The 25833-nt window shown below is 38.6% G+C and carries 26 protein-coding genes; 22 read left to right on the forward strand and 4 right to left on the reverse strand.

Translation table 11 applies throughout. The features are described from left to right. The first annotated feature begins 141 nt into the window (after positions 1 to 141). The 6 genes from NYE63_RS04480 (at position 142) to NYE63_RS04505 (ending at position 4287) form a co-directional block, all read left to right on the forward strand. Complete coding sequence (locus NYE63_RS04480; protein ID WP_342604223.1) at positions 142 to 909, forward strand: arylamine N-acetyltransferase; 768 nt, start codon at positions 142 to 144, stop codon at positions 907 to 909. Positions 910 to 1086: 177 nt separating this feature from the next. After that, on the forward strand, positions 1087 to 1323 hold the full coding sequence (locus tag NYE63_RS04485) for a hypothetical protein (RefSeq protein ID WP_342604224.1): 237 nt from the start codon (positions 1087 to 1089) through the stop codon (positions 1321 to 1323). A gap of 358 nt (positions 1324 to 1681) precedes the next feature. Beyond that, the gene (locus NYE63_RS04490) at positions 1682 to 2299 is read left to right on the forward strand and encodes a hypothetical protein (RefSeq protein ID WP_144480313.1); all 618 of its coding nucleotides are present in this window, start codon (positions 1682 to 1684) and stop codon (positions 2297 to 2299) included. 383 nt (positions 2300 to 2682) lie between these two features. Continuing rightward, positions 2683 to 2799, forward strand: coding sequence for an anti-repressor SinI family protein (locus tag NYE63_RS04495; RefSeq protein WP_342604225.1), 117 nt, complete (start codon positions 2683 to 2685; stop codon positions 2797 to 2799). 166 nt (positions 2800 to 2965) lie between these two features. Next, positions 2966 to 3535: a YdhK family protein gene (locus NYE63_RS04500; RefSeq protein ID WP_342604226.1), complete on the forward strand. Its 570-nt coding sequence runs from the start codon at positions 2966 to 2968 to the stop codon at positions 3533 to 3535. A 269-nt stretch (positions 3536 to 3804) separates the two neighbouring features. Further along, on the forward strand, positions 3805 to 4287 hold the full coding sequence (locus NYE63_RS04505) for a GNAT family N-acetyltransferase (RefSeq protein WP_342604227.1): 483 nt from the start codon (positions 3805 to 3807) through the stop codon (positions 4285 to 4287). A 668-nt stretch (positions 4288 to 4955) separates the two neighbouring features. On the opposite strand, the gene NYE63_RS04510 is transcribed toward NYE63_RS04505, so the two are convergent. After that, entirely contained in the window at positions 4956 to 5792 is an 837-nt protein-coding gene (locus tag NYE63_RS04510; RefSeq protein ID WP_342604228.1) for an RMD1 family protein, read from the reverse strand. A 531-nt stretch (positions 5793 to 6323) separates the two neighbouring features. On the opposite strand from NYE63_RS04510, the gene NYE63_RS04515 reads away from it, so the two are divergent. The 6 genes from NYE63_RS04515 (at position 6324) to NYE63_RS04540 (ending at position 11574) form a co-directional block, all read left to right on the forward strand. Then, positions 6324 to 7508, forward strand: coding sequence for a glycosyltransferase family 4 protein (locus tag NYE63_RS04515; protein WP_342604229.1), 1185 nt, complete (start codon positions 6324 to 6326; stop codon positions 7506 to 7508). Between the two features lie 20 nt (positions 7509 to 7528). Next, on the forward strand, positions 7529 to 7852 hold the full coding sequence (locus NYE63_RS04520; protein WP_342604230.1) for a hypothetical protein: 324 nt from the start codon (positions 7529 to 7531) through the stop codon (positions 7850 to 7852). A gap of 37 nt (positions 7853 to 7889) precedes the next feature. Then, complete coding sequence (locus tag NYE63_RS04525) at positions 7890 to 9680, forward strand: hypothetical protein (protein WP_342604231.1); 1791 nt, start codon at positions 7890 to 7892, stop codon at positions 9678 to 9680. Positions 9681 to 10019: 339 nt separating this feature from the next. Next, the gene (locus tag NYE63_RS04530; RefSeq protein WP_342604232.1) at positions 10020 to 10505 is read left to right on the forward strand and encodes a PaaI family thioesterase; all 486 of its coding nucleotides are present in this window, start codon (positions 10020 to 10022) and stop codon (positions 10503 to 10505) included. A gap of 197 nt (positions 10506 to 10702) precedes the next feature. Continuing rightward, positions 10703 to 11158, forward strand: coding sequence for a LytTR family DNA-binding domain-containing protein (locus tag NYE63_RS04535; RefSeq protein WP_144480299.1), 456 nt, complete (start codon positions 10703 to 10705; stop codon positions 11156 to 11158). After that, the gene (locus NYE63_RS04540) at positions 11158 to 11574 is read left to right on the forward strand and encodes a DUF3021 domain-containing protein (protein WP_342604233.1); all 417 of its coding nucleotides are present in this window, start codon (positions 11158 to 11160) and stop codon (positions 11572 to 11574) included. The genes NYE63_RS04535 and NYE63_RS04540 overlap by 1 nt, the downstream gene beginning before the upstream one ends. A gap of 216 nt (positions 11575 to 11790) precedes the next feature. Here NYE63_RS04540 and NYE63_RS04545 read toward each other — a convergent pair whose 3' ends face one another. After that, entirely contained in the window at positions 11791 to 11958 is a 168-nt protein-coding gene (locus NYE63_RS04545; RefSeq protein ID WP_155726516.1) for a hypothetical protein, read from the reverse strand. Positions 11959 to 12029: 71 nt separating this feature from the next. After that, a complete protein-coding gene (locus tag NYE63_RS04550) occupies positions 12030 to 14096 on the reverse strand; it encodes a Na+/H+ antiporter (protein WP_342604234.1) in 2067 nt (688 codons plus the stop codon). Positions 14097 to 14505: 409 nt separating this feature from the next. Between NYE63_RS04550 and NYE63_RS04555 the strand changes: the two genes are divergently transcribed. The 10 genes from NYE63_RS04555 to NYE63_RS04600 all read left to right on the forward strand — a co-directional run bounded on the left by NYE63_RS04555 (position 14506) and on the right by NYE63_RS04600 (position 24172). Continuing rightward, the gene (locus NYE63_RS04555; protein ID WP_342605678.1) at positions 14506 to 16032 is read left to right on the forward strand and encodes a spore germination protein; all 1527 of its coding nucleotides are present in this window, start codon (positions 14506 to 14508) and stop codon (positions 16030 to 16032) included. Between the two features lie 53 nt (positions 16033 to 16085). Continuing rightward, positions 16086 to 17273: a Ger(x)C family spore germination protein gene (locus tag NYE63_RS04560; protein WP_342604235.1), complete on the forward strand. Its 1188-nt coding sequence runs from the start codon at positions 16086 to 16088 to the stop codon at positions 17271 to 17273. Further along, positions 17270 to 17491: a hypothetical protein gene (locus NYE63_RS04565; RefSeq protein ID WP_076367809.1), complete on the forward strand. Its 222-nt coding sequence runs from the start codon at positions 17270 to 17272 to the stop codon at positions 17489 to 17491. The genes NYE63_RS04560 and NYE63_RS04565 overlap by 4 nt, the downstream gene beginning before the upstream one ends. A 57-nt stretch (positions 17492 to 17548) precedes the next feature. Beyond that, entirely contained in the window at positions 17549 to 18649 is a 1101-nt protein-coding gene (locus NYE63_RS04570; protein WP_342604236.1) for an endospore germination permease, read from the forward strand. Positions 18650 to 18820: 171 nt separating this feature from the next. Continuing rightward, a complete protein-coding gene (locus NYE63_RS04575) occupies positions 18821 to 19921 on the forward strand; it encodes an endospore germination permease (RefSeq protein WP_342604237.1) in 1101 nt (366 codons plus the stop codon). A 109-nt stretch (positions 19922 to 20030) separates the two neighbouring features. Further along, entirely contained in the window at positions 20031 to 21137 is a 1107-nt protein-coding gene (locus NYE63_RS04580) for an endospore germination permease (protein ID WP_342604238.1), read from the forward strand. A gap of 412 nt (positions 21138 to 21549) precedes the next feature. Continuing rightward, the gene (locus NYE63_RS04585) at positions 21550 to 22323 is read left to right on the forward strand and encodes an extracellular solute-binding protein (RefSeq protein ID WP_342604239.1); all 774 of its coding nucleotides are present in this window, start codon (positions 21550 to 21552) and stop codon (positions 22321 to 22323) included. A 22-nt stretch (positions 22324 to 22345) separates the two neighbouring features. Beyond that, complete coding sequence (locus tag NYE63_RS04590) at positions 22346 to 22816, forward strand: hypothetical protein (protein WP_342604240.1); 471 nt, start codon at positions 22346 to 22348, stop codon at positions 22814 to 22816. Positions 22817 to 22894: 78 nt separating this feature from the next. Continuing rightward, a complete protein-coding gene (locus NYE63_RS04595) occupies positions 22895 to 23449 on the forward strand; it encodes a sigma-70 family RNA polymerase sigma factor (protein WP_342604241.1) in 555 nt (184 codons plus the stop codon). Continuing rightward, complete coding sequence (locus tag NYE63_RS04600) at positions 23450 to 24172, forward strand: anti-sigma factor (protein ID WP_342604242.1); 723 nt, start codon at positions 23450 to 23452, stop codon at positions 24170 to 24172. A 181-nt stretch (positions 24173 to 24353) separates the two neighbouring features. On the opposite strand, the gene NYE63_RS04605 is transcribed toward NYE63_RS04600, so the two are convergent. After that, positions 24354 to 25727, reverse strand: coding sequence for a sigma 54-interacting transcriptional regulator (locus tag NYE63_RS04605; RefSeq protein WP_342604243.1), 1374 nt, complete (start codon positions 25725 to 25727; stop codon positions 24354 to 24356). Positions 25728 to 25833 lie beyond the last annotated feature (106 nt).

A 25833-nucleotide genomic window follows, 5' to 3' on the forward strand; every position in this document is an offset into this window, starting at 1 on the left:
TGGGCGACCTCTTTTCATGTGATAAGGAAAAGGTCGAGCTAATGGCAGATTGATTGAAGAATGAAATATGGACAAAGTATAATGAATATATACAAAGTCAAGATACTCTTCGTCGGTATCTGTCTAAAGGGGGGAATCTTAATGAATGAATTGAATGCATTATTCAGGAAAAGAATAGGGCTCCAGGAAGATGTGAAACTGACATTTGAGAAATTAGATGAAATTCTGGATAAGACAGCGAAAACCATTCCTTTTGAAAACTTATCAATCATGGCATCCCATCTGAGTGATATCAATAAAGAGAATATCATCAACAAAGTCCTCGTGAGGAATGAGGGTGGACTATGTTATGAATTGAATACAGCCCTTTATTTTTTCCTGATGGAAAATGACTTTGATGTATTCTTGGTTCGGGGTGTCATCTATAATCAGGGGTGGATGACCATAGGAAGGACCCATGTCACCATTCTATTGAACCATGAGAGCCAAACCTATTTGATCGATACGGGTTTTGGCGGGAATTTGCCTTTAAAACCAGTTCCGTTGAACGAAGAAACGGTCGTTTCCCAAAATGGTGAATTCAGGATAAAAAAAGAAAGTACCGACCATGGAGATCATATCCTTGAATTAAAACTGAAACATAAAGATCGAGATTGGAGAATAGGGTATGCTTTTGATTCTTCAAAATCCGTAGGAAATGTAGCGGAACTTAATGAGGTCCAAACGATCATTAGGGAAAATCCCCAATCGCCATTTAATAAGCATCCATTAATCACCCGTTTGACAAACAGCGGGAACATCACTTTAACTGATGCATCCTTTACACAGTGGGAAGATGGGAAAGTGACGAAAGAAGAAATAGATGGAACACGATTTAAAGAGTTAATGAAACAGCACTTCGATAGATAAAAAGTCTGAATATCAAAAGCTACCTCACCGATAGACTGTCCATTCTCGACAGTCTTTTTATGAATAGTATGATCATTCCATGGGACGTCATTGATATGAAAGCCGATCTAACTTTACTGAAAGCAGGACAATTGTCATTCCTTGTCGAATGAAGTAGTTGAAAAGAGGCTGATGAAAATGAGTAATGCAAAATATAAATTTTATTATGTGAATGGTGAGACAGAAGAGTTAGAGACGAATGAACAATATTCTGATGAAGCGAATAGTATCCTGAAATTGCAATTAATTCAAAATGCGACGTGGCTGCAAGCCGGTGGCAAACATATCAATTTGGCTAATGTAATCAGTATTGAATATACAGGAGAAAAAGGTAATCATACATCGGAGTCGATAAAGTTCAGACCTAATAAGTAAAACATCCATTATAAATGTTCAGTTTTTCGACAAAAGGGGGTTCGGAATGTCTCATCCCGAACCAATATTAAGACTAGTATATAATTGTATTTTATGAAATTCTCATTGAATTGAAGAAATTTGCGACACTCCTGCCGAATAACTGGCTAGTTGAGATCCCGCAGGCACTTGCTTTGATGAGGCTTGGCAGACAGTCGGCGGAAAGGGAGCGGATTTCTGAAAACACTTGAAACGTTTTTTAAGAAAAAAATTGTAGGCAAATTCGCTTTTCTTAGAATTTGTCTACAGTCTGAAACATCCATTATGGATGTTTTTACTATTTATTCAATAGATTTGAATTCAGTGGGGTGAAAAGGATATGGAGAGGAAGAATCGATTGGTTTTTACTAGATCGAATGCGGCTGCTAAACAAAAATTTGATGAAGCGATCACCATTTTGGAATATAGTGTAATGCTTGTTGAATTCTTTGGATTGGAAGAGTTCAACAATATAATTGCCGGACAGTTAAGGCTGATTCTATGTGAAACGAAAAATACGCGCATAAAGCGGGAAAAGGTCACGATTGACCAATCATTAATAAAGAAAATCAATCCTAACCCGAAATTGTATCCCATTAAAGACTCCATTCAAATGAGCAATGTTCATATTACGGAAGACCTCTTCGATTATACTAAACAGAGGGTTGAGCTTAAGCTTTGGAGAAATCAAATTATCTATAAAACCGATATCGAAGGAAAAATCCAGGAAATTAAAATCATTGATTTTATTAAGGAAACAGCTAATAAGATTGGCGGTGCACAAGCTGAATCAAGTTTCCCTAATAAGTCCATTATTTTGGATGGACATACCAAAATCATATTAATAGGTTTAGCGAAAGGGTTATTCAAATCCATAGGCAGGGATTATAAAAAACGTGCCTCCATGAACCTTTCACATATCATACAAAAAATCGAACAATCAACTTTGGAAGACTAGACATAAGAAGGACTTTTGGCCAAGTCCTTCTTGCTTTGTTTTCAAGCAATCTCCGGCAGGATTGAAAACCTCAAATAACCTCTATCAATAAACCATCTCTTTTTACCTCCGTTATACTACTCTCGATAGATGCTATTCACTTTTATTAATAAATAATTGCGGTTATTAATATAGAAGAATGGGGAATTCCCTGATTACATAACAAATATTGGGGCCTTATATGTAAATGTAAAGACTTCTAAAATTTACACTAAAATGCAGCTATAGATGATTGAGATAATTTATAATGATATTCCGAATATTGCTTTACATCGAAATAGACTGATTATTGCACGTTAAGATTCAGATAAATTAACTAAAAATAAAAAGAAAGAGATGATGATATGAAGGATTTTGATGGAAACCTTCCTGACGAATGGCGGGAATTAGTAACATTGGCAATGAAATCGGATGTTACAAAAGAGCAATTCAAAAAGTTTCTCCAAGAAAAGTCGAACTAACAATAAAAGCAGCGATTGTGGTAGCTAAATAGGATTCTGTTCAGCCAAAGTAAAGAGATGTACATAAAAAATATGAGGCTCCATTTCTTTTGCCACTAGTTACTTCATATTTTCTGCATATTTAATTGGTAAGATGGCTGTAATCATAAGGGAGGTTTTATTCAATATGAAAAAAAGAACAAAATTGCCTATCACTTTATCATTATTAGCGGCCCTGTTTTTAGTCCTTGGCGCATGTTCCAACAACGATGATAAAAACAAAGAAAATAAAGAAGAAAAGGAACATAGTGAAATGGACATGAATCATTCTAGCTCGGGTGATGTTCCAGAAGGATTAAAAGCAGCAGAAAATCCAACTTATGAAGTTGGAAGTCAAGCGATTATCGAATCAGGTCATATGGAAAGCATGAAGGGGGCGGAAGCAACAATAGTTGGTGCCTTTGATACGACTGCTTATGCAATTTCATATACGCCTGCAACTGGCGGAGAAAAAGTGGAAAATCATAAATGGATCATTCACGAAGAAATTAAAGATGCAGGTGAGAAAACGTATAAACCCGGAGCGGAGGTCACAGTAAATGCTTCTCATATGGAAGGGATGGACGGGACAGTCGCTGAAGTTGAATCTGCTGAAAAAACGACCGTTTATATGGTCGATTTCACACCGACTACAGGAGGAGAAAAAGTGAAGAACCATAAATGGGTAACGGAAAGTGAATTATCGGCGTCTGAATGATCTAACATTATGATTTGCAAAACAGAAGAAGAAAAAAGGATTGGAAATTCCTTCAGTTTGTGACGGTTCGGAACGGTCTCATCCCGCACCATATATAAAACAACTCGCTTTTCTTCGAGTTTGTCTACAGTCTGAAGGAATGGTAATCAAAGCCATTCCTTTTTTTTTGTGAATATGTTTTCTTGATAATTATTGTTTGTAGTGGATTGTAAAACTTTAGTATCTGTTATTATGGATTTATCAGAAGTGTAACAAAATGGGGTGCAAGTATGGTGACTGGATTAACTATTAGACCTTTTATGGAAAATGACAATGAGGCGCTGAGCAACTATTGTTTACCTATTGAACAAGCAATCTATACTTCTTTACCTTTGAAAGTTATCGAAGACTTCAGGAAGGATAAATATAACCTCCCCATGGTCATTTATTTAGATGAGGATTTGATTGGTTGTTTTGCCTTATATACGGATAAAGCGGGAAATCAATATACAAGTAATGAGAATGCGATTCTTCTTAAATCATTCTCCTTGGATTTGCGCCATCAAAAAAAGGGGCTAGCTTTTAAGACTTTAAAATTGTTGCCTGATATGATCAAACTAAGTCATCCAGATAAAGATGAGATTATTCTAACAGTGCATCATTCGAATGTTCCGGCGATAAGTTTATATAAAAAAGCTGGATTCATTGACAAGGGATACAGATTTAACGGGGAAGAAGGGGAAGAATTTATCTTCCACTTTGCTCTGAATTAAGGGAGCTATAGATAACTTCAGGAAATATATATATAGAAGTGGAACGTGTTTGAAAATGAAACACCTCGGGGGAGTATGATAGAAGAAAAACAGATCTCCCATGAGACGTTTATCAGAAAAGAAACGATAGGGGATTAATCATTATTAGAGGCATAAAGGAATCTCCCATAGTACTTATTCCCCGATTAGAATGGAATTTAATTAAACTTCCGCATACAGTAACTTAAAAATGAAAGCGTGGTTAAACAATAAGCATCTTAATGATGCCCAGTTTGTCGACAAAATAGGGTTCGAAATGGTCTCATCCAGAATCCCTTTCAGAGCTTTATCGAGGGAATGATTACCATGATTTTTTACTCTTTTATATAGGATGAAACCCTTACTAGATTGAAGAAATTTGCGACACTCCTGCCGAACAATTGGCTGGCCAAGACGCCGCAGACGCTTGCTTTGATGAGGCTTGGCAGACAGTCGGCGGAAAGGGAACGGATTTCTGAAATCAACAGGAACGTTTTTTAAAGAAAAAAACTGTAGGCAAACCCGTTTTTCGAATTTGTCTACAGTCTGAGCATCTAAATGAGTCTTATTTTTTGGAAGGTATACCATCCAACCTATCATGCAGGAAAATTTTCACCATAATTTTAATATGGATACGATATGTTCATAATTCATGGTATCCATCCTACAATTTCTAAAATCGTCAGAACAATCTCAAAGACAATGAGAATCACAATGATCCATTCAACGAATAGTCCCCTGATCGAATGGCTGATTTTAGAAAACCCATCCATAATGTTATATAAAATTTCGGTTTTACTTTTCAAGATTTTATACCGATCATTCAATTCAAAAAAGTCAAGCATTCTGTCATAAAATTCGCCGGCAATACTGCTTGTCCATGTAATATCAGGTTTATCCAGAATCATGATATACGCTAGGGTATTATACTCGTGACGTACGATTTTTGCCGTCGTCCTCGCTAGTTCTTTGTTGCCGATTCTCAGCTTGCCTTTTTCCAGTCGGTCTATCATGGCTTCGAGCTTGTCGTGGATTTTTCCAAGTTGTTCCTCAGTTTTTTCAAGTGCCACCGATTTTGCAAGAATAGTGGAAATTAATTCAGGGTAGAAAAATTCATATTTAGGCACAACAACATATTCGTCTGTCAAATTAATGTTTTCAGTTTCACTGAATTGAAGGCTGTAATCGTCTGTATAACTATCTACATTGACGAGATCAATGTCCGGTTCGAAAGAATGGATAAATGATGAAAATTCCTTTATCTCATCCGCGTGTGAGTAATTAATGAAGACAATGCTGCCAAAGGAAAAAACCAGTACCTGTTGCGATTCATCCACATTTTTTTTAAGGATGGAACTTAGAATATCGCCTTTAAGGATTAAAGGCTCTTCCCAGGTGAATTTTTTAGGAATGCCGCAATGAATGGCGATTTTGTTCAAATCAATTTCATTAGTGATTGCACATGCTTTAAAGGCAATTGGTCCCATCTATATCACTCTCTTCAGCAAATTGGTCTTTTTTCGATTCTATTCTATTCTTACAAAAACATGCTTGAATAATTCTTGAAGGTAGAAAAAAGTTTACTGACTGATAACTAAACTAATAACTTCCATTAAGGTTATAAAAATAATCAAGTCTAATAAAATGGGCTTTATTCTTTACACCCCTAATTCCTTTTAACCGGGGCAACATACTCCAATGGACACAAAAAATAATAGTTTAAATGTAAGAGGGCGATTCCGGTAAAAGGATCGTCCTTCTTTATTTTGCTTGTTTATACGAATACTGATCCCCCCAGTTATGTCATTACTGAAACTTTACAAAAACAAATAAAAGTTCATGAAAACTTTACTTATATTTACAGAATTCTCATATTGATGTCAATATTCAGTAATACATGTTTGTTATAATCGATTGACGGTTTTAAAAGAGATTGGAAAAGGGTCTTCTAAAAATCCTTCATTTACAGATAAGTAGCAGGCTGATTGAAGATGACTGAATAGTAGGAGTGAACAAAAATGGAGGAATCTATAAATCTTTATGAGCTTACATTTAGTGAAAAAGATAGATATGTAATCATTACGAATGCTTATCCACATGAAGATCAATTATATCGGAATGGGTTTATCCACCGAAGAGTCAATGCTTATCTGGATGAGGGTTTGAAGGTTGATGTCTTTGTTTTGCATCCTGCCTACAAAAAAGCAGAAAAGTATACGTATGAAGATGTGCCTGTTTATCGAGGAACTGAACAGCATCTGCGCATTTTCTTAAATCATAAAGTACATAGAAAAGCGCTCATTCATTTTGTTAATCCAAAAATGGTACAAGCGATAAAAGAAACGAACACAGATTTACCAATTATCACCTGGATACATGGATTTGAAACGGAGGCATGGCATAGAAGATGGTTTAATTTTCTTGAAAGCCCTGAAAGCTTGCGGAAGATACTTGAAATGTCGGATGACTATTATGTAGCACAGCTTTCTTTCATGAATTGGTTTTATCAAACGAATGAATTGGATACAACCTTTGTTCATATTTCCAAATGGTTCAAAGAACATATAGCTGAATGTGACGCAAGAGCAGAATCGAAAAATTCAGTAATCATTCCTAATGTAATAGATGACAACCTGTATACCTTTATTGAAAAGCCAGTTGAAATGCGGACAAAAGTCCTTTCAATCAGGCCATACGCTTCACGAAAATATGCCAATGATTTATCGGTGAAAGCAGTGCTGGAACTATCAAAGAGACCATACTTCGATAAGTTGGAATTTGCATTTTATGGTGATGGAAAATTGTTCGATCAAACCGTTGAGCCAATCCGGGATTTTGAGAATGTAACGATTCATAAAGGTTTCCTATCTCAGGAGCAAATCGCTGCATTACATAAGGAGTATGGAGTTTTCCTTTGCCCGACCCGTTTGGATTCTCAAGGGGTTTCTATGTGTGAGGCAATGTCGAGCGGGCTAGTGCCGATTTCAACAGATATTACGGCAATCCCGGAATTCGTCGAACATGACGTTTCTGGCCTTCTAACAAAACCTGAGTCTCCTATCGAAATTGCCGATGCAATAGAGCGCTTATATTACAACTCGGACGTATTTTTAAGAGTGTCAAAACAAGCTTCTCAGTCGATTCGGGAAAAATGCGCGGTAGATGTTGTTATTAAAAGAGAATTGGAGATTATCCAAGGTTAAATGAGGGGAGTTTTTTCAATATGGACGAACGAAACGAATATTGGAAAACTATGTATGAGGAACTTGAATTACAAATGAAAGACATGATGTCCATGACATTGGAGCTCATAAAGAGTAATGGCACTGAAAAACAAAAAATAATTGAGAACGTTACAAAAGAAAATAATATGTTGCGGGAAGAATTAGAAAAAAGTAAGATGGCCCAAAAAGAAAATATTAAGCTTAACAAAGAGATACGAAGACTTAAGTTATTAGAACATAAATTCAACGTTACATATGCAGGGAAATTCACGTTAAAATATCTTGCGCTTAAATCATCTATTAAAGAACAAATAAAAAAATAAAAATTCATATCAGATTTCAGTCATAGGAGTGAAAACTTTGAATTCACATGAACTAGTTGAAAACAGAAAAATGAGGGTACTTCTATTTGGCTTTATTGACATGAATTCAATGGATGGATCTGCAGTATTTTTATCTTCCTTAGCATCGACCATTGCGTTAGATCCTAACATCGAAGTTGACTTACTTTTAGCTAGCCCGGTCAAACGTGATATCTTAATTCAGCCTCTTGAGAAATTTGATAATATAACCATTCTCAATCCTTTTGTTGATCCTTTTTTTGAAGCCAACGATGATGAATGGGTAAAAAAAGGTGTCATTGATTTTGATATAGCTGAAATGATCATTTCTCATTATTGGAGTCAAAAGGGATATGATTGGCTATTTGTTAGAAGCATCGAGACTGTTGAAAAAATAGCAAAGCATAATCATATCATAAAGAATACATTAGTATATGCTACAGGATTGACTCACATAGGTCAGGATGTTAATAAAGAAAAATTTGAGAGCATCAAAAATATATATGATCAGTGTGCGTATTTCTTATGTCAAACAGAAGAGATGTGCGAATTTGTCATTGAGATTCTTAATTTGAATAAAGAAAAAAACAAAGTTTCCCTGCTTACCCCGATGATACCGAACATTGAATCAGCGGAAGGGCAGACCCGGTTAAAAAATAAACTTGTATATACAGGGAAATTCGACCCCGATTGGAAGACCATTCCCATCATTACTGCTTTTAAAGAATTAAAACGCGAGATTCCGAATCTATCACTTGATGTAGCTGGGGATAAATTCAAATGGGTTAAAGATGATTCTCAGTTTAAGGAAGAAGCGGCATACCTCCTTAAAAATACAGATGGGCTTACATGGTACGGGGCACTGACAAGGGAGAATGCCCAACAATTAATCGTGAACAGTGATATTGGGATAACCTGGAGAAGTGAGGAAATGGACAGCAGTCTGGAACTGTCTACAAAGCTATTGGAGTATGGGATTCTAAAGAAGGCTGTAATAATGAATCCAACCAAAATGCATATAAAGCTTTTTGGCGAGGATTACCCGTTATATGCTATAACAGAGAAGGATTTCCGTGACGCTGTCAAATTAGCATTATGTAATAAGGATATTTATGAGTTTGCGGCAAAACGAATGTATCAGGTTAGCAGGCAGTTTCTATTTTCGGAAGCAATAAAAAAACTGCAAGGACTATTATGGAGCAAGCGTATTACAGATTATGTAGATCAGAGCACAAACATGTTTTATATTGATGAGGATGACTTTGATGAACTGAATAAGCATGCACCATCAAAAAAAGTGAAAAAATTGCCTGGAGAGTTTAATGTTGACGAAGTTTTCACCTATATTGTCAAAAACATACCTGAAGAAATAAAACGAGTCGAAAAACTGTTTAAACTGTCTGGGTATGGTCAAATCACTTCAGCAGAAAAAGCTGGATGTTATACATTTCTCCACATCCATAAAAGTTATGGAAACTTTGAACAAAATTTTCAAAATAACATGCCATATTTAATAACGATAGGGTTTGAAACCTATGGCAATCCTAAATTAAAACCAAAAGATGTGGAAATTTCAATGAAAGAACGGGCAATTGTCGATAATAAAAACACTGAAATTAAAGTGAAAAATAAAGAATTAGTAAAAGAAGTAAAGCAATTAAAAAGACTTAATGCAGTTCAACTTAAACAAATCACTAAGCTAGAAAAACAAAACCTAGCACTTGGGCGTAAATACGATTCACTTTCGAAGTCGAAAATGGGTAAAATGACATTCAAGTATTGGGATTTAAGAAAAAGGCTTAACTTTTGATAAGAAGGTAAGCTTGCAACAGAATAGTAGACAATGCAATGGAAGACCCTTCTTAACTATATATTAGTCAAAGGAAAGCTCCTGAATGCTGCTCGCTTACAGGGGCCTTTGTCATTTATATCTAGTAAAGGAGCAGGGATTCTTGCAAACTTTTTATGTATGTTGTCGATTTATACAGTATGTATAAAGCTGCGTCAGTTTACTATTCTATGAAAATTGAAATTGGTATGCTTAACAAAGAATCAAGGAATTACAAAAAAACTAACCTTTCAGCAATTATCCAAATAGACCGATTATCCTTTAATGGTGTTATAATATTCTGAAAAAGGAGGAGAGATGATGGAGGAGAATGTGCTAAAAGCGATTCAAGATGATTATCCAGATGCATTTGCATGGTGTTATGGATGTGGTCGCTTAAACAAAGATGGTCATCATTTTCGAACGGGTTGGCAAGGCGAGCAAACAAGGACAATTTATACACCACGTCCAGAGCATATCGCAATTCCAGGATTTGTTTATGGCGGCTTGATCGCATCTTTAATTGATTGTCATGGAACAGGTTCCGCTGCATTGGCTTTACACCGTAAAAATGGTCATGAAGTTGGAGATGGAGTGGAGCCTCCCAGGTTCGTGACTGCGTCACTGAAAGTGGAGTTCATAAAGCCAACCCCAAATGATGTGCCATTAATAGCCATTGGGACGATTCATGAAATTCATCCTAAGAAATGGAGAATCGAAACAGAGGTATTTGCTATCGATAAACTTTGCGCCCGTGGAGAGGTAACCGCTGTGGTGATGCCAAGTACTTTTACAAGCAAAGAGTGATCTTAATTAATGTAAACGCATTCAAAAGTAGATTTTTCATATCAATGGGCCGTCCAATTACTTGGACGGTTATTTAGTGTATCTGAGTATCCATTTCAAGCATGTTATCACTGTAAAGTTACATATAGCCGGAAATCACAAGTGAATTGTCAAAAATATCAATATACTTACATTATAAGCAAAGGGAGGTCGCAGAGATGAAAATAAACGTAGAGATAGATGAGGAGATCAAGGCGATAGAGGTGCTTATCCGTAATAATGAATGGAATGAGGAAGTGGAGGAACTGATGGAGCGCTTGAAGGAAAAGAAAAGACCGTATTTTGTTGGCAGGAAAGAAGAAATGCAGCACGTATTCCGGGCAGAGGAAATTATCTGTTTGTTCACAGAACAAGATTCCATAATGGTGCGGACGAAACAGGGGACTTTCGAAATGAAAGAAAGATTATATGAACTGGAAAGGGACCTTCCTGGTAATCAATTCGTGCGATTGTCCAAGTCAGTGATTGCCAATTTAGATGAATTAAGCAGATTCGAGGCATCTTTCAACGGGACCTTATGTGTGTATTTCCGATCAGGGGAAAAAGAATATGTTTCTCGTCATTATGTTCAAGGGATCAAGAAAGCATTTCAATGGAAAAGGAAGGGATTATGATGAAAACAATATTATTCCGTAGTTTTGCTGGGATTTGCTTTGGGGCACTCGTGATGGTGCTGACGTGTTTTGGAGTGATCACTTTTGGGGAGGTCACTGCATTAGACAGTGGAATATTTGTAAAAAACGCGATAGGCTGCATATTATGTGGCTGGTTCTTCAGCACGGCAACAATCTTCTTTGAAAATGAAAAATGGAGTTTGTTATCTCAAACCATTCTGCACTTCCTTACTGTCAGCATTCTTTACTTCCTATTATCTTTCTTTGTTGGTTGGATTCCATTCAGCTTAAAAGGATTAGCTATAGGAATTGGGATTTTCATACCATTCTATATAATCATCTGGACCGTATTCTATCTCTACTTTCGTTTCCAAATGAAAATATTGAATGATGGACTTGATAAAAGAAGAAATTGAGGGCGGATTTACACATGGATTGATCAGTTAGAGTAAATTGGAGGGGAGAGCTGTCCCGTAAGAAAAAATAAACCGACAGGAAAGACATTTTCATATACCCCGGCGGCTTTATGATACTTGTATCAACTGAGGTGGGTTCAATTGTAACAACTACTGCTTTTACAATAAAATGGGGAAGCTCTCTTTGAAGATAAAGCTACAAAACGGTGATTTAACTTACCATTGTGACCAAACAAGAACCCCAAAAAGAATAATGGGAACAGATGCCATGAAGATTCCGTACCAACTTAAACTAAAATCTTCTGGATTTCCCATGAAAGCCCTTATACCTGCTCGATCTATAGCAGGTCTTTTCATTTCTTTTTTCCTGAGGTATTTCTCCATTTGTTTGACCCCCTTTTGTTTTAAATAAAGAGACACCGCGCCCTGTTGTATCGATGTCTCTTTATAATTTATCAATTTTGTATCATTAACATTTCATCGTAGATTAAGTTTTGTCTAAGATCAGTTGCCGTTTGCATGGATATTTGCTCATCTTCAACCATTTGCTGAATGATATCACGTTCGATCTGCATCGCATTCAACTGAAAATGACTCAGCATCTCTTCAAAGCGATGTGCTTCTTTTTCACTTAATGTTCCGAATGGATTCAAATAACGATTATATCTTTTAATGACAAGCATGACTTCATGACGGTTTTCAGGTGTAGTTTGTTGTTTGATCAATGAAATGGCTTCCTTTGAAGCTTCTTTTTGTGCTTTACGGAACTCCCGGATCAGGTCCGCATTTTTAACGATGGATTCCTCTAATTTCGCTTCCCATTTCTTATCCCATTTGACATTGATCTTTTTCTTGAAAAGAATGGCCTGCAAATTGATCCAAGCCCTTTTCAGCGAAGATTTTTGCATATAATTTAAGGCTCTTGAAATATACACTTTATAAAGGTCAAAGGCTGTTTCAGATATAGTCCCTTTTTCGGCTAAACCGGAAACGACCTCCAATTCCTTATTGGCCCCTAGCTCCACTAAATCGCGTATTGTCCGATTATCCGGTCTATTCGTTATTCCCCGTTCCAAATCTATCAGTTGTTCATTTAAATCTTCCATTACTTGATGGACAGCTTTCTGATTATCCATGGTTGCTTCTTTGCTCAGCTGATTGATCGTTTTATTTAAAACAATTTTATAAGCCTCCTCAGTGGTTAGGCGTTCATCTTTGAATTCAATCGGTGTCTTTACCAGTAATGGCAAGAGAACCGTAGCCAATGTGACGCTTAACAATATAACGCAAGCTGCGATAAACAAGACTGTATTACGCATCGGGAATAAAGTGTCATCCGGCATGAAATATGGTATGGATAAAGCTGTAGCTAATGTAATGGTTCCATGAATGCCGCTAACGGATGTCAGAAATGCAAATCGTGATCTTGAAACATTCTCCTCACCGGTGCCATTGCTATCTTCTGGGTGAACCCTGGACATAATGAATTGCTCTAATGGATTCACTCTGTTTTTCGTAAAAGTATCATGCAAAATGTATATCCAAATAAAACGAATCACCAATAATAAAAGAACAATCAAAGCACTTATCCCAAAAAGATTACCCCTATTTAAGCCGGACTCTATTTCCTGATAGACACTCGGTAACATGAATCCTAATAAGGCAAATACAAGTCCATTCAAAACATAACCTAATACAGACCATGTATTAGTTGATACAATTTGCAATTTAGTTGTGGAATTCTGAAGGCGATCCCGCTCGATGCCATGAATTACACCTGCGGCAACCACTGCCAAGATTCCGGAAACATGGAATTCTTCAGCTACCATATATATAACAAAAGGCGTAATCAGTTCAATAACAATGGACATGGAGATTTCTTCAAGTCCATGAACCCGTAAAAATAATCGTAATTTAACGATTAAGTAGCCCAATAGGATACCTATAAAGATACCGCCTAAAGCTACAAATATAAAATTAAGCGAAGCATCTTTTATAGAAAATGCTCCAGTTAAGGCAGCTGCCAGGGCAACTTTAAAAGCAACGATTCCAGCAGCATCATTGAAAAGTGATTCACCTTCAAGGATGGGCATCATATTTCCTGGAAATTTCAATCCTTTTGTAATCGATTGAACCGCTACGGCATCCGTAGGGGTAATCGTGGCTGCTAAAGCAAAAGCGATAGCCATCGGCATATCGGGTATTAACCAGTGGATGAAAAACCCTCCTGCAAAAACAGTCACGAATACTAACCCAAAGGCCAATAACAGAATAGGTTTACGCAATTCAAGCATTTCTTTACGGGACGTATTTTTTCCCTCTGTAAAGAGCAGCGGAGCAATGACACAGATCATGAATAATTCTGAATGAAAATCCAACGATAATTGTAATGGCAATAATGAAAGCACTGCTCCCATGGATATCTGATATATCGGCAGTGGAATACGAGTCCATTTGGCATTTAATATTGTAGCGATTATTGTGGAAACTAATAATCCGAGCAATGTGATTAAGAATGACATAGAATCTCCCTCATCTTCTAATGTTTTAGTCTGATTGCCCATGAAACTTCTATAGAAAAAGATAAAAAAGCAGAGGTATTTTAAAGCGAATATCCATCCTTTAAAAAGTATCCCCTACTTTATGGCCTTGCATATCTTGGTCAAAATCCATACTTAAACAGAGACGATATTTTCGACTAATCTGTAGCCTCGGTTTTTGATATACCCCATAGCTATCAAATACAAACAGGATATCACAAATGTTTACGTTTTAATCAAGTTTATGCCGGGATCCGGATTTTCTGTATAAAATACCCTTAATGAAGAAACATAGAAAAATGGAGTTAGAGCGACCTGCAAAAAAATGGGGGTAATCGGCTTGATTCGTAATGTTGGCAAATTGTTAAGAAAAAAGAAAGAAAAAAAATCTCTGGTACAAAATGATTACCTAGATTCCAAGCCTGCAGATTCACTTGATGCGAATTTCAGTCAAAATGTAGAAACACTTCGTTCTGTTTATGATAATTGCTCGGATGTCATGTTCCGCTCGTTCTTACTTTTCGGAAAGACGAGGGCGATGCTCATTTACATCGCGGGACTCTCTGACATCGAGGCGATAGAGCAATATGTGCTATCTCCACTCATGCAAGAGTCATCAAAAGAACCACAACCATTAAATGAGTTTATTGAACATAAAATGCCCGTTCCTAAAGTGGTAAAAGTGAATATGTTGGCGGATTGCATTGAATCGATTTCCTCAGGAAACCCGATTCTTCTATATGAAGGGGAAAGCGATGGGTTTTCTCTAGGATTGTCCAAATGGGAAAAGCGGGCGATTGAAGAACCTGTGGCAGAGGGGGGAGTTAGGGGGTCACGAGAGGGATTTATTGAATCTCTAGAGGTAAATACGTCCCAATTGCGACGTATTATTAGAAGTCCTGCCCTTAAAATACAATCGATGAAGATTGGAACTCTTACCAGGACGAATGTTTCAATTGCTTATATTGATGGACTGGCGGATAAAACACTGATTGAAGAGATTACAACTCGGTTGGAACGAATTAAAATAGACGGTATTTTAGAAAGCGAGTACATCGAGGAAATGATCGAGGACAATCCGTTTTCACCTTTCCCTCAAATCATGTCGACAGAACGGCCGGATGTAGCCTGTGCCAGCTTGCTGGAGGGACGAGCTGTCATTCTTGTAGAAGGAACCCCTTTTACTTTAATTGCACCAATATCCTTCTTTTCCTTGATTCAATCACAAGAGGATTATGCTCAACGTTTTATGGCAGGCACTTTTATCCGTTGGTTACGATATTTTTTTATGGGATTATCTCTTTTGCTTCCTTCACTTTATGTTGCTATTTTAACGTTCCATCATGAGGCGGTCCCAACCGCACTCCTGCTAAGCGTAGCAGCATCCCGGGAATCGGTCCCTTTTCCTGCAATAGTAGAGGCATTGGCTATGGAAATTACGTTTGAAGCACTAAGAGAGGCAGGGGTTCGCTTGCCGAAGCAGGTAGGTTCTGCCGTCAGCATTGTTGGAGCTCTAGTAATTGGTCAAGCTTCCGTACAAGCGGGGTTGGTTTCAGCGCCAATGGTCATTGTGGTTGCGATTACGGGAATCGCTTCTTTTATGATGCCTCGCTATATTGCCGGAATTGCTTTCCGGATGCTGCGTTTCCCAATGATGCTGCTTGCCGGTACATTAGGACTGCTTGGCATCATGATGGGAATCATCGCCATAGTCATTCACTTATGCAGCTTACGTTCCTTCGGCGTTCCATACTTAGCGCCACTGGCACCGTTAAAAGGTAAAGAGCTGAAAGATGTGCTGTGGAGGGCTCCTTGGTGGAAGATGGATACACGCCCGCGCCTCACAGGGGATTCTAATGTATACCGTCAAGCCCCGGAACAGAGACCAAATCCAAAAAGGGGGAGTGAAACGGAGTGAATAATAGCTGGAGGCGAAAAAGGATATTGGAGAAAGGAAAGAGGCGTCATTTCATGAAAAACGTCCTTCTTTTGCTCGTTATTTGTGGAACGACCCCTTTTCTAAGCGGTTGTTGGGATCGAGTAGAAATCACGGATTTGGCGATTGTCACAGCAGCCGCCATCGATAAGAAGGGTAATGATCAAATCGAACTATCCGTCCAAGTCTTTATTCCAAGTTCAATAAGCAGTGGAGGCGGTCAAGGAGGGAGCAGTCAAGGGGGGAGTGGGGTTACGACAATGGTGAGAAATGCAAAAGGCTCCAATATTTCAGATGCATTGTCTAAGCTTCAAAGCAAGCTTCCGCGAAAAGTATTTTGGGGCCATTGTAAAGTATTTGTATTCGGTGAAAAGTTAGCGAAGGAAGGAATACAAGAGCAGCTGGATTTTTTGCTGCGCCATCCGCAGCCAAGAGAGAAAGCAAATGTGTATGTCAGCAAAGGGGAAGCAAAGCCTATCCTTGAATCTTTGCCACCCCTGGAAAACTATTCAGGGGAGGTGCTTAGAGAACTATCTGATTTACATATTGGGATGCAGGTCACACTACAGGATTTAGATGAAATGTTAACAGGTACGCCTCAAGCTGCCGCACTTCCATTCATTAAAATATTGCCTCCGGGGAAAGGGCAAGAGAAATTGCAGGGGATTCCTTACATTTTCGGAACAGCCGTGTTCAAAAAAGATAAAATGACTGGAACGATGACTGAAAAGGAAACTAGAGGGCTATTGTGGTTAAGGGATGAAGTGGAATCATATACCGTGACCATAAAACCCAAAGGAGAGAAAGGGGAGATATCTTTAAGTCCAGTGTCAGCCAAAGTCAAGATCATTCCGCAAATCATCAACGGTGAATGGAAAATGTTGGTGAAGGTAAATACAGACGGAGCTGTTATACAAAATGGAACGAATTTAAACCTTTCAAATCCAAAATCTCTAAAAGCTACAGAACGAGCATATCAAAAAGATATAGAAAAACGCATCGAGATGGCTTTTCTGCATACTCAGGATAAGAAAGCGGACATTTTAGGGTTGGGTAAAGATTTCTATAGGAAATATCCTAAACAGTTTAATAAGGTAGATAACCACTGGGATGAGATATTCGCAGAAATGGAAGTGGAAGTTGATGTTGCGGCCCATATTCGAAGACAGGGCTATATAAACAAACCGGCGGGTTTGTCTGAGAAAGAGGTGAAGGACAAGTGAGATGGGGGGCTTTTATTTGTACTACCGTGATCGTAGCTTTAATCATTTTGTTTGAATGGCCGAAAATGAAACAAAATCCTAAAAAAGATAAAGTGGCATTTCTTACACTGCTCCTCACTGGCTTGGTCCTGTCCATGTTCAATCTCCCACAGATGTCAGGACCCACTCAATGGGTGGAAACTCTTTTCAGGCCATTTGGAGAGTTTATGGAAAAGTGAGTCTATTAGTGGGTGCTGCGGGATTAAATTCATACTATCAAAGAAAGGAGGAAGCAGATGGAGAAAGGGAAAATTTCATCTCTTCAGATGGCATTCATGATGTATCCGACGATTGTGGCAACGGCTATTATCGGGGTTCCCAGCATCACAGCGAAATATGCCAAAACTGATTTATGGCTGTCCCCCATTTTTTCTGCGCTCATAGGGTATCTGACGGTGTATATCGCTTATAAACTGCACCAACTTTATCCAAAACAAACGGTGATCCAATTCACTGAAAAGATCATTGGTCGGATTCCGGGGAAAATCTTCGGTTTTTTACTCTTGTTTTTTTATATCCAGAATACGGGGCTAATCGTTAGAGGCTACGGAGAATTTGTTGTCGGCTCTTTTCTGGTACGTACCCCAATTAGTGTGATCATGGCATCGATGGTGCTTCTGTGTGCGTTCATCGTACGCGGGGGAATAGAAGTTTTGGGGCGAGCTGCTGAATTGTTTGTACCTGTTTTCATTTTTCCAATCTTTATCTTAATCATTTTGGTGAGTCCTGATCTTGAATTCAAGAATATATTCCCGGTATTGGCGGATGGAATGATGCCTCCAATTAAGGGTGCGATTGTACCGGGGGGATGGTTCAGCGAGTATTTCCTGATCATTTTTCTTCTTCCTTTTTTGACAAATATGAAAAAAGGGATGAAATCCGGTATGATGTCTGTGTCTGTCGTGATGATGACGTTAATTGTGGTGAATCTTACGGTTCTTTTTGTACTTGGGTCAACAACATCCACAAAGCTTTACCCCTTGATGAGTGTATCTCGATACATCAGTTTGGCCGACTTTTTTGAACATGTAGAATCCGCCGCCATGGCGGTATGGATAGTGGGGGCGTTTGTGAAAATTTCCGTTTTTTATTATGCATCTGCTTTAGGTACAGCGCAGTGGCTGAATCTCTCCGACTACCGACCTATTGTATGGCCGATAGGGATTTTGATTGTCATATTCAGTTTGTGGTCGTTGCCAAGCTCTGTGGATGTCAGTCGTAATGATATCAACGTCTTCCCACTACAAGGAATTTTGATGCAAACGATTATTCCTCTGTTATTGTTGGTGATTGCTGTTGTAAGGAAAAGAAATCGTAAAGGAACCGAAACCAGCTGACTGGGCATTTTTTAATGCTGAATATCCTATCAAAAGGTGCTATCTATGTTCGTACTCGCGCAGAGGGCAGCACCAACTGAATGGATTGCATCTCTTTTTAGCCGTTTGAAGAGTTTATGAAAAAGTAAGTCTATCAGTGAGCTGCGTGATTTTACAGAAAGGAGGAAGATGATGGAGAAAGGTAAAATTTCAGCTTTACAGATGGCATTCATGATGTATCCGACGATTGTGGCAACGGCTGTTCTCGGTGTTCCAAGCATCACAGCGAAATATGCCAAATCTGACTTATGGCTTTCCCCCATTTTGGCGTCGCTCATCGGGTTTGCGACGGTGTATATCACTTATAAACTGCACAAACTTTATCCGAAACAAACAGTTATCCAATTCAGTGAACAGATCATCGGTCGGATTCCGGGGAAAATTCTCGGTTTTTTATTCTTGTTTTTTTATATCCCGATCACAGGGCAAATCCTAAGAAGTTACGGAGAATTTATTGTCGACTCTTTTCTGGTCAAAACCCCGCTTAGCGTGATCATGACATCGATGGTACTCCTCTGTGCCTTTATCGTACGCGGAGGAATAGAGGTGTTGGGGAGAGCTGCCCAATTGTTGGTTCCTGTTTTTATCTTTCCACTCCTCCTTTTAATCGTCCTACTGGGCCCAGATCTTGAATTTAAGAATATATTCCCGATATTGGGGAATGGAATTATGCCTCCAATCAAGGGTTCGATTGTACCGGGCGGATGGTTCAGCGAGTTTTTTCTGATGATTTTTCTCCTCCCTTATTTAACCGATATGAAAAAAGGGATGAAATCCGGGATGATGTCTGTTTTTGCCGTGATGATGACGTTAATTGTGGTGAATCTTCTGGTTCTTTTTGTACTCGGGTCAACAACAGCCACAAAGAATTATCCCATGATGAATGTATCCCGGTACATCAGTTTGGCCGACTTTTTTGAACATTTGGAGTCCGCCATCATGGCCGTATGGATAGTAGGAGCGTTTGTTAAAATTTCTGTGTTTTATTATGCGGCTGCTTTGGGTACCGCACAGTGGCTAAATCTCTCCGACTATCGTCCTGTGATATGGCCGATAGGAATTTTGATTGTAGAATTCGGCTTTTGGTCATATCCTAGCTCTATGGATGTCAGTCGATATGACATCATCGCCTTCCCATTTCATGGAATTTTGATGCAAACGATTATACCTCTGTTATTGTTGGTGATTGCTGTTGTAAGGAAAAGAAATCGTAAAGGAACCGAAACCAACTGAAGGGATTGCATCTCTTTTTTTAGACGTTTGAAGAGTTTATGAAAAAGTAAATTTATCAGTGGGCTGCGTGATTTTAAATTTACATACGATCACAGAAAGGAGGAAGATGATGGAGAAAGGTAAAATTTCAGCTTTACAGATGGCATTCATGATGTATCCGACGATTGTGGCAACAGCTATTCTCGGGGTTCCCAGCATCACAGCGAAATATGCCAAAACTGATTTATGGCTGTCCCCAATTTTTGCTGCGCTCATAGGGTTTCTGACGGTGTATATCACTTATAAACTGCACCAACTTTATCCAAAACAAACGGTCATCCAATTCAGTGAAAAGATCATTGGTCGGATTCCGGGGAAAATTTTCGGTTTTTTACTCTTGTTTTTTTATATCCAGAACACGGGGCTAATCCTAAGAGCCTACGCAGAATTTGTTGTCGGCTCTTTTCTGGTAAGTACCCCAATTAGTGTGATCATGGCATCGATGGTGCTTCTGTGTGCGTTTATCGTACGCGGCGGGATTGAGGTGTTGGGAAGAGCTGCCGAATTGTTTGTACCTGTTTTCATTATCCCGATCTTTATCTTAATCCTTTTACTGATCCCTGATCTTGAATTTAAGAATATATTTCCGATATTGGGGAATGGAATCATGCCTCCGATCAAGGGTGCGATTGTACCGGGTGGATGGTTCAGCGAGTTTTTCCTGATCATTTTTCTCCTCCCTTTCTTAGCAGATATGAAAAAAGGGATGAAATCCGGGATGATGACTGTGTTTGCCGTAATGATGACGTTAATTGTGGTGAATCTTATAGTTCTTTTTGTACTCGGGTCAACAACATCCACAAAGCTTTACCCCTTGTTGAGTGTATCTCGAAACATCAGTTTGGCCGACTTTTTTGAACATGTGGAGTCCGCCGTCATGGCGGTATGGATAGTGGGGGCGTTTGTGAAAATTTCCGTTTTTTATTATGCATCTGCTTTAGGTACAGCGCAGTGGCTGAATCTCTCCGATTATCGTCATGTTGTATGGCCGATAGGTATTTTGATTGTCATATTCAGTTTGTGGTCAATGCCTAGCTCTATGGAAGTCAATCGTAATAGTATCAACGTCTTCCCCATACAAGGAATTTTGATGCAAACGATCATTCCTCTGTTATTGTTGGTGATTGCCATGATTAGTAAAAGAAATAGACAGAGAAGGGGAAGCAAATCAAGCTAACCTTTTCTTCCACTTGGTTTAAGGAACTTGAAAGAGTATATGCATAAAACCAGGTAGAAGGAGTTCTATTTTAATATTAAAACAAAGTGGATTGGAACGAAGTCTACGAGACTCCTGAGGGAAAGGCGTGACCAAGGGAGGACCGCCCGCGGAAAGCAAGTGCCCTACGTTCCAAAACGTCAAATTTTAAAAGCCAAATAGTAGACAAACACAATTATTATGGAGTTTGTCCACAGTCTGCAACCATTCCGTTTTCGAATGGTTTTTTTGTTGCGAGAAAAAGTAAAAAACTAGAAATCATCAGTGTACTTTGCAGCAAGTTAAAAATAATTAACAATTTTTTTCAAACCGTTTGGAAGTTTGTCCCGTTATCTATAGTACAAAGGCTTTTTAGAAGGGAGAGAAGAAAGACTTGAAAAAGGTCATTTTTGTTGGGTGGATATCATTGATGGCAGTCTTGTTAGGATTTTCACCGGAAATGGGTTCGAATCGGGGGCAAGCTGTCAACGACGTCGTAAAAGTATATGGACCAGGTGGACCTCTTGGACCTATCAAGGAAGTTGCGGAACAATTCACCAAAGAAACGGGGATAAAAGTTGAAGTAACAGCGGGACCCGAAGAAAAATGGATTGATCAAGCCAAACGGGATGCGGATATCATTTACGGAGGGTCCGAATATATGCTAACAGAATTTATGCATGATCATCCGGAGGTCCTTGATGAAAAAAACCGTACAGAATTGTATACACGGTCAGCTGGAATTCTGGTTAGAAAAGGGAACCCAAAGAATATACAGTCATTGGAGGATTTAACGAAGAAGGGCGTAAAGATTGTGGATGTTAATGGAGCCGGGCAACTGGGGCTATGGGAAGATTTGGCTGGAAGAAAAGGACTTATTCCTGGAATTAGCAGGAATATTGACATTTCAGTGAAGTCCAGTGCAGAAGCTATTGATCTATGGAAAGCAAATTCTAAATTAGATGCCTGGATCACATATGAATCCTGGCATTACCGTCTGGCTGATGTGACGGACCTGGTTCAACTCCCTGAGGAAGACAAGCTCTATAGAGGGACCCCGGTAAGCATAACAAGTAAGAGTAAAAATAAGAAAAAGGCAAAACAATTCATTGATTATCTTAAAACGGAGGAATCCCATCAAGTATTTCAAAAATGGGGATGGAAGTAAAATTTATGAGGAGTGAGAGTATATGAAAAAGTGGATGGCATTTTCAGTTTTTATGATGGTCCTAGTTTTGGCGGCATGTGGAAATGAAGCTGATGATTCACCCAAAAGTGACCAAGTGGTTAGTGGTACTGCCGATGAAAAAGCAGTAAGCCTAAAATTATTGGAAAGTGAAACAACAGGCGAATACCTGGCTGATTCGAAGGGAATGACACTTTACTTTTTCAAGAATGATAAATCAGGAAAAAGCAATTGTATGGGTGATTGTCTCAAAAAATGGCCACCGTTCATGGAAAGGGATTTTGCTGCCCCTAAAGGATTTGAGGAAAAAGACTTTGGAACCATTAAAAGGGAAGATACAGGGGAAGAGCAGGTAACGTACAAAGGATTTCCACTCTACTATTTTGTGAATGATAAGGCAGCGGGAGATGTCAATGGCGAAGGTGTGAAAAATGTTTGGTATATTGTAAATAACAAGACAGTTTTTCCAAAATAAGAAAAAGGGGACGATCACTGATGGTCGTTCCTGTTACACGTTTTTTCCAAATTTACTGGTGAGGAGTTGCAGGTGCGATTGAAAGAAAAACTTGATAAGGAATTGATGGCATTAGTAATGAAAAAGCATCGTCCTGCTCTGGAAGAACTTTATGACCGGCATATTAAATTAATCTATGGTTTTATTTTTAAGTTCACAAATGGAAATGCTGAAAAAACTAAAGAGATTGTGCAGTTGGTCTTTTTAAAGCTCTGGACCACAAAAAGCAGTTACAATCCCGAAAAGGGGCACTTTGTAAGCTGGCTTTTGACCGTTACACGAAATGTGTGTGTGGATTATGTCCGTAAAGACAGCGTTCATATCCGGAATAACAAACACATGGACATGATCCATCCAATTGACATAGAAGATCCTAATAATGATATAGAAAATGGGCTATTACACAGTGAAATTGCCAATGCAAAAAGTAAGTTAAGCAAGCCGCAAAAAAGACTGATTGATTTACTGTATTGGAAAGGGTACTCGTTAACGGAAATTGCCAAAATTGAAAATGAACCGGTTGGTACCATCAAGAGCAGACTTCACCAGTCGCTTAAATTATTGAAAAAGCATTTGGAAGTAGGTGGTTTGTAAATGAATAAAGAGTGCACTAACCTGCTTTCATTTTTATCAGGTGAACTGGGAGAAAAAGAAAAAAAAGCATTCGCGGAACACTTAATTCAATGCTCTGAATGCACTAGGGAGTATGAACAAATGACGGAAGCCTGGAATTCATTGAAATGGGATTTCGAAGAAATGGAACCTTCTTCTTCCCTGAAATCAGAGGTTATGAATTTTGTCTTTGAGACTGATGATGAAGTTCCGGTGAGAAGGGAAAAGAATTGGAGTAGTTTTTTCTTTAAGCAGTTTACACCAGTAACTTCAGGTCTCTTGCTGGCCACTCTAGTTTTGGCGTTTGTGCTGTTATATTCCAATATTCAACTAAAAAAAGAACTTGCAGCTATCGATCTGCCAATGGAGGTTAAAACATCGCTATCTTTGCAGCCTGCCGATAAGACCGCTGTAAACATGAATACGGACGGTGCTGCATACATTTTGCAGCAAGGTGAAGAAAGAAGGTTAATCGTTCAGATTCAGAATTTGCCGAGTCTTCAAAAGTCCGAGGTGTATCAGGTATGGTTGCTGAAAGATGGAAAACGGACAAATGCAGGAACTTTCAAGCCTGATGAAGAAGGCACGGGATCATTGACATACAAACTGTCCATTAATGATAAATTCAATCAAATTGGCATCACAAGAGAACCAGATTCTAATAGTAAAAAGCCGAGAGGCGAAAAAATAGTAGGATCTTCTTAAAAATAAGAGACTTTCCCGCAAAGGGGAAGTCTCTTATTTACTGTTAATACCTGAATTTAATAGCTAAGTGATTGATTTAAAATAGAGTTTACCATTTACTATCGATCACTAGCAACGAATGACAAGCATGTCGCTTGGGGGCAAATGGACTTGTTTAAGGTTAGACAAACATTGTATTTCCTTATTTATTCATTAAATCCCCACAGTACTCCCGGATCAATGCTGAGGCTTTCGTTTGGCTGATAGAGAGATCCTTCGCGACTTTTCTTGATGACTTGTATGTTTGGTAAGATTTCCTGATCAATATTCGTTTCGTTTCATCAAGTGCTTTATCGAGAGAAGTGGGGAGATCGATCTGTGTCACCTGTTCAACGTTCTCGGTTATCATTTCAGGCAAGTCTGACATTAGGATAACGGAGTCACTTATTAAGACCAACCTTTCAATCAAGTTTTCGAGCTGGCGTACATTGCCTGGCCATGAATAATGAATTAATAGGTTCAAGCATTCTTCAGAAATGACTTTATTTTCATGATATCTATCATTGAACTTATTTAAAAAATTGTATGTAAGGGGAATGATGTCTTCTTTACGTTCTCGCAATGGAGGCAATTGAATATCAATCACATTCAAACGGTAAAATAAATCTTCACGGAATTTTTTATCATTAACCATTTCTATTAAGTTCTGGTTTGTTGCAGCGATGATGCGGATGTCGACTTTTTTCATTTCATTGCCGCCGACGGGGATGAATTGTTTATCCTGGATTACTTGGAGAAGCTTTGCCTGCAGAGCGAGCGGTATTTCCCCAATTTCATCAAGAAAGACAGTGCCACCATCTGCGGATTCAATCAATCCGAGTTTTCCAGTTTTGTTCGCACCCGTAAATGCACCTTTTGAATAGCCGAATAGTTCGGATTCGAGCAGCTCTTCCGGAATGGCAGCACAGTTGATTGTCAGGAAAGGTTTGCTTTTCCTTTTACTGATCCGGTGGATGAAATGGGCAAGCACTCCTTTTCCGGTTCCAGATTCCCCCTGAATCAAAATAGTCGAATCGGTCGGCGCCACTTTTTCACAAAAAGTGAGGATGCGGTTGATTTTACCGCTATTAGTAATGAATCTCCCCGTTTCATCTTCGTCACGAGTCACTTTTGACTCACCACTAGCTTCATTTGCTTTTAACCTTTTATACGTTTGAGTTTCTGTGGATGTAGTGACGACCAGTTCAATTTCCCCCGCATCATTTAAAATCGGAATCGCTGATGTCATCAATTCAGTCCCAATATACGTTTGTAGTTTCATGTAGCAAGGCTTTTTCCTTTTAAACACTTCAGGCACGATGGAGGGCTTCCAGTACCCTTTTTCAAATAAGTCCACATTATATTTGCCAATGACATCAGTAGGTTTCAACCCATAATGTCGCTCACATGCCTTGTTGACGTATAGAATCCGCTTTTCGCCGTCAAGGACGAAAATCTCATCTGAGGAATGATCAAGAATTTTTAATAGAGTTTGGAGCGTCATCTCGACACTTTCAGTTGAATCCGTACTTTTCATAGGTTGATCCTCTCTTTTCAAAAGGGAATGAGTGAATTCTGAATAAGGTTTCATAAATTTCGAGTTAATTATAACTCGAAATGATAGCGTTTTCAAAGTGAATTCT

This window comes from Peribacillus sp. FSL E2-0159, assembly GCF_038643155.1.
Taxonomy (GTDB): Bacteria; Bacillota; Bacilli; order Bacillales; family DSM-1321; genus Peribacillus; species Peribacillus simplex.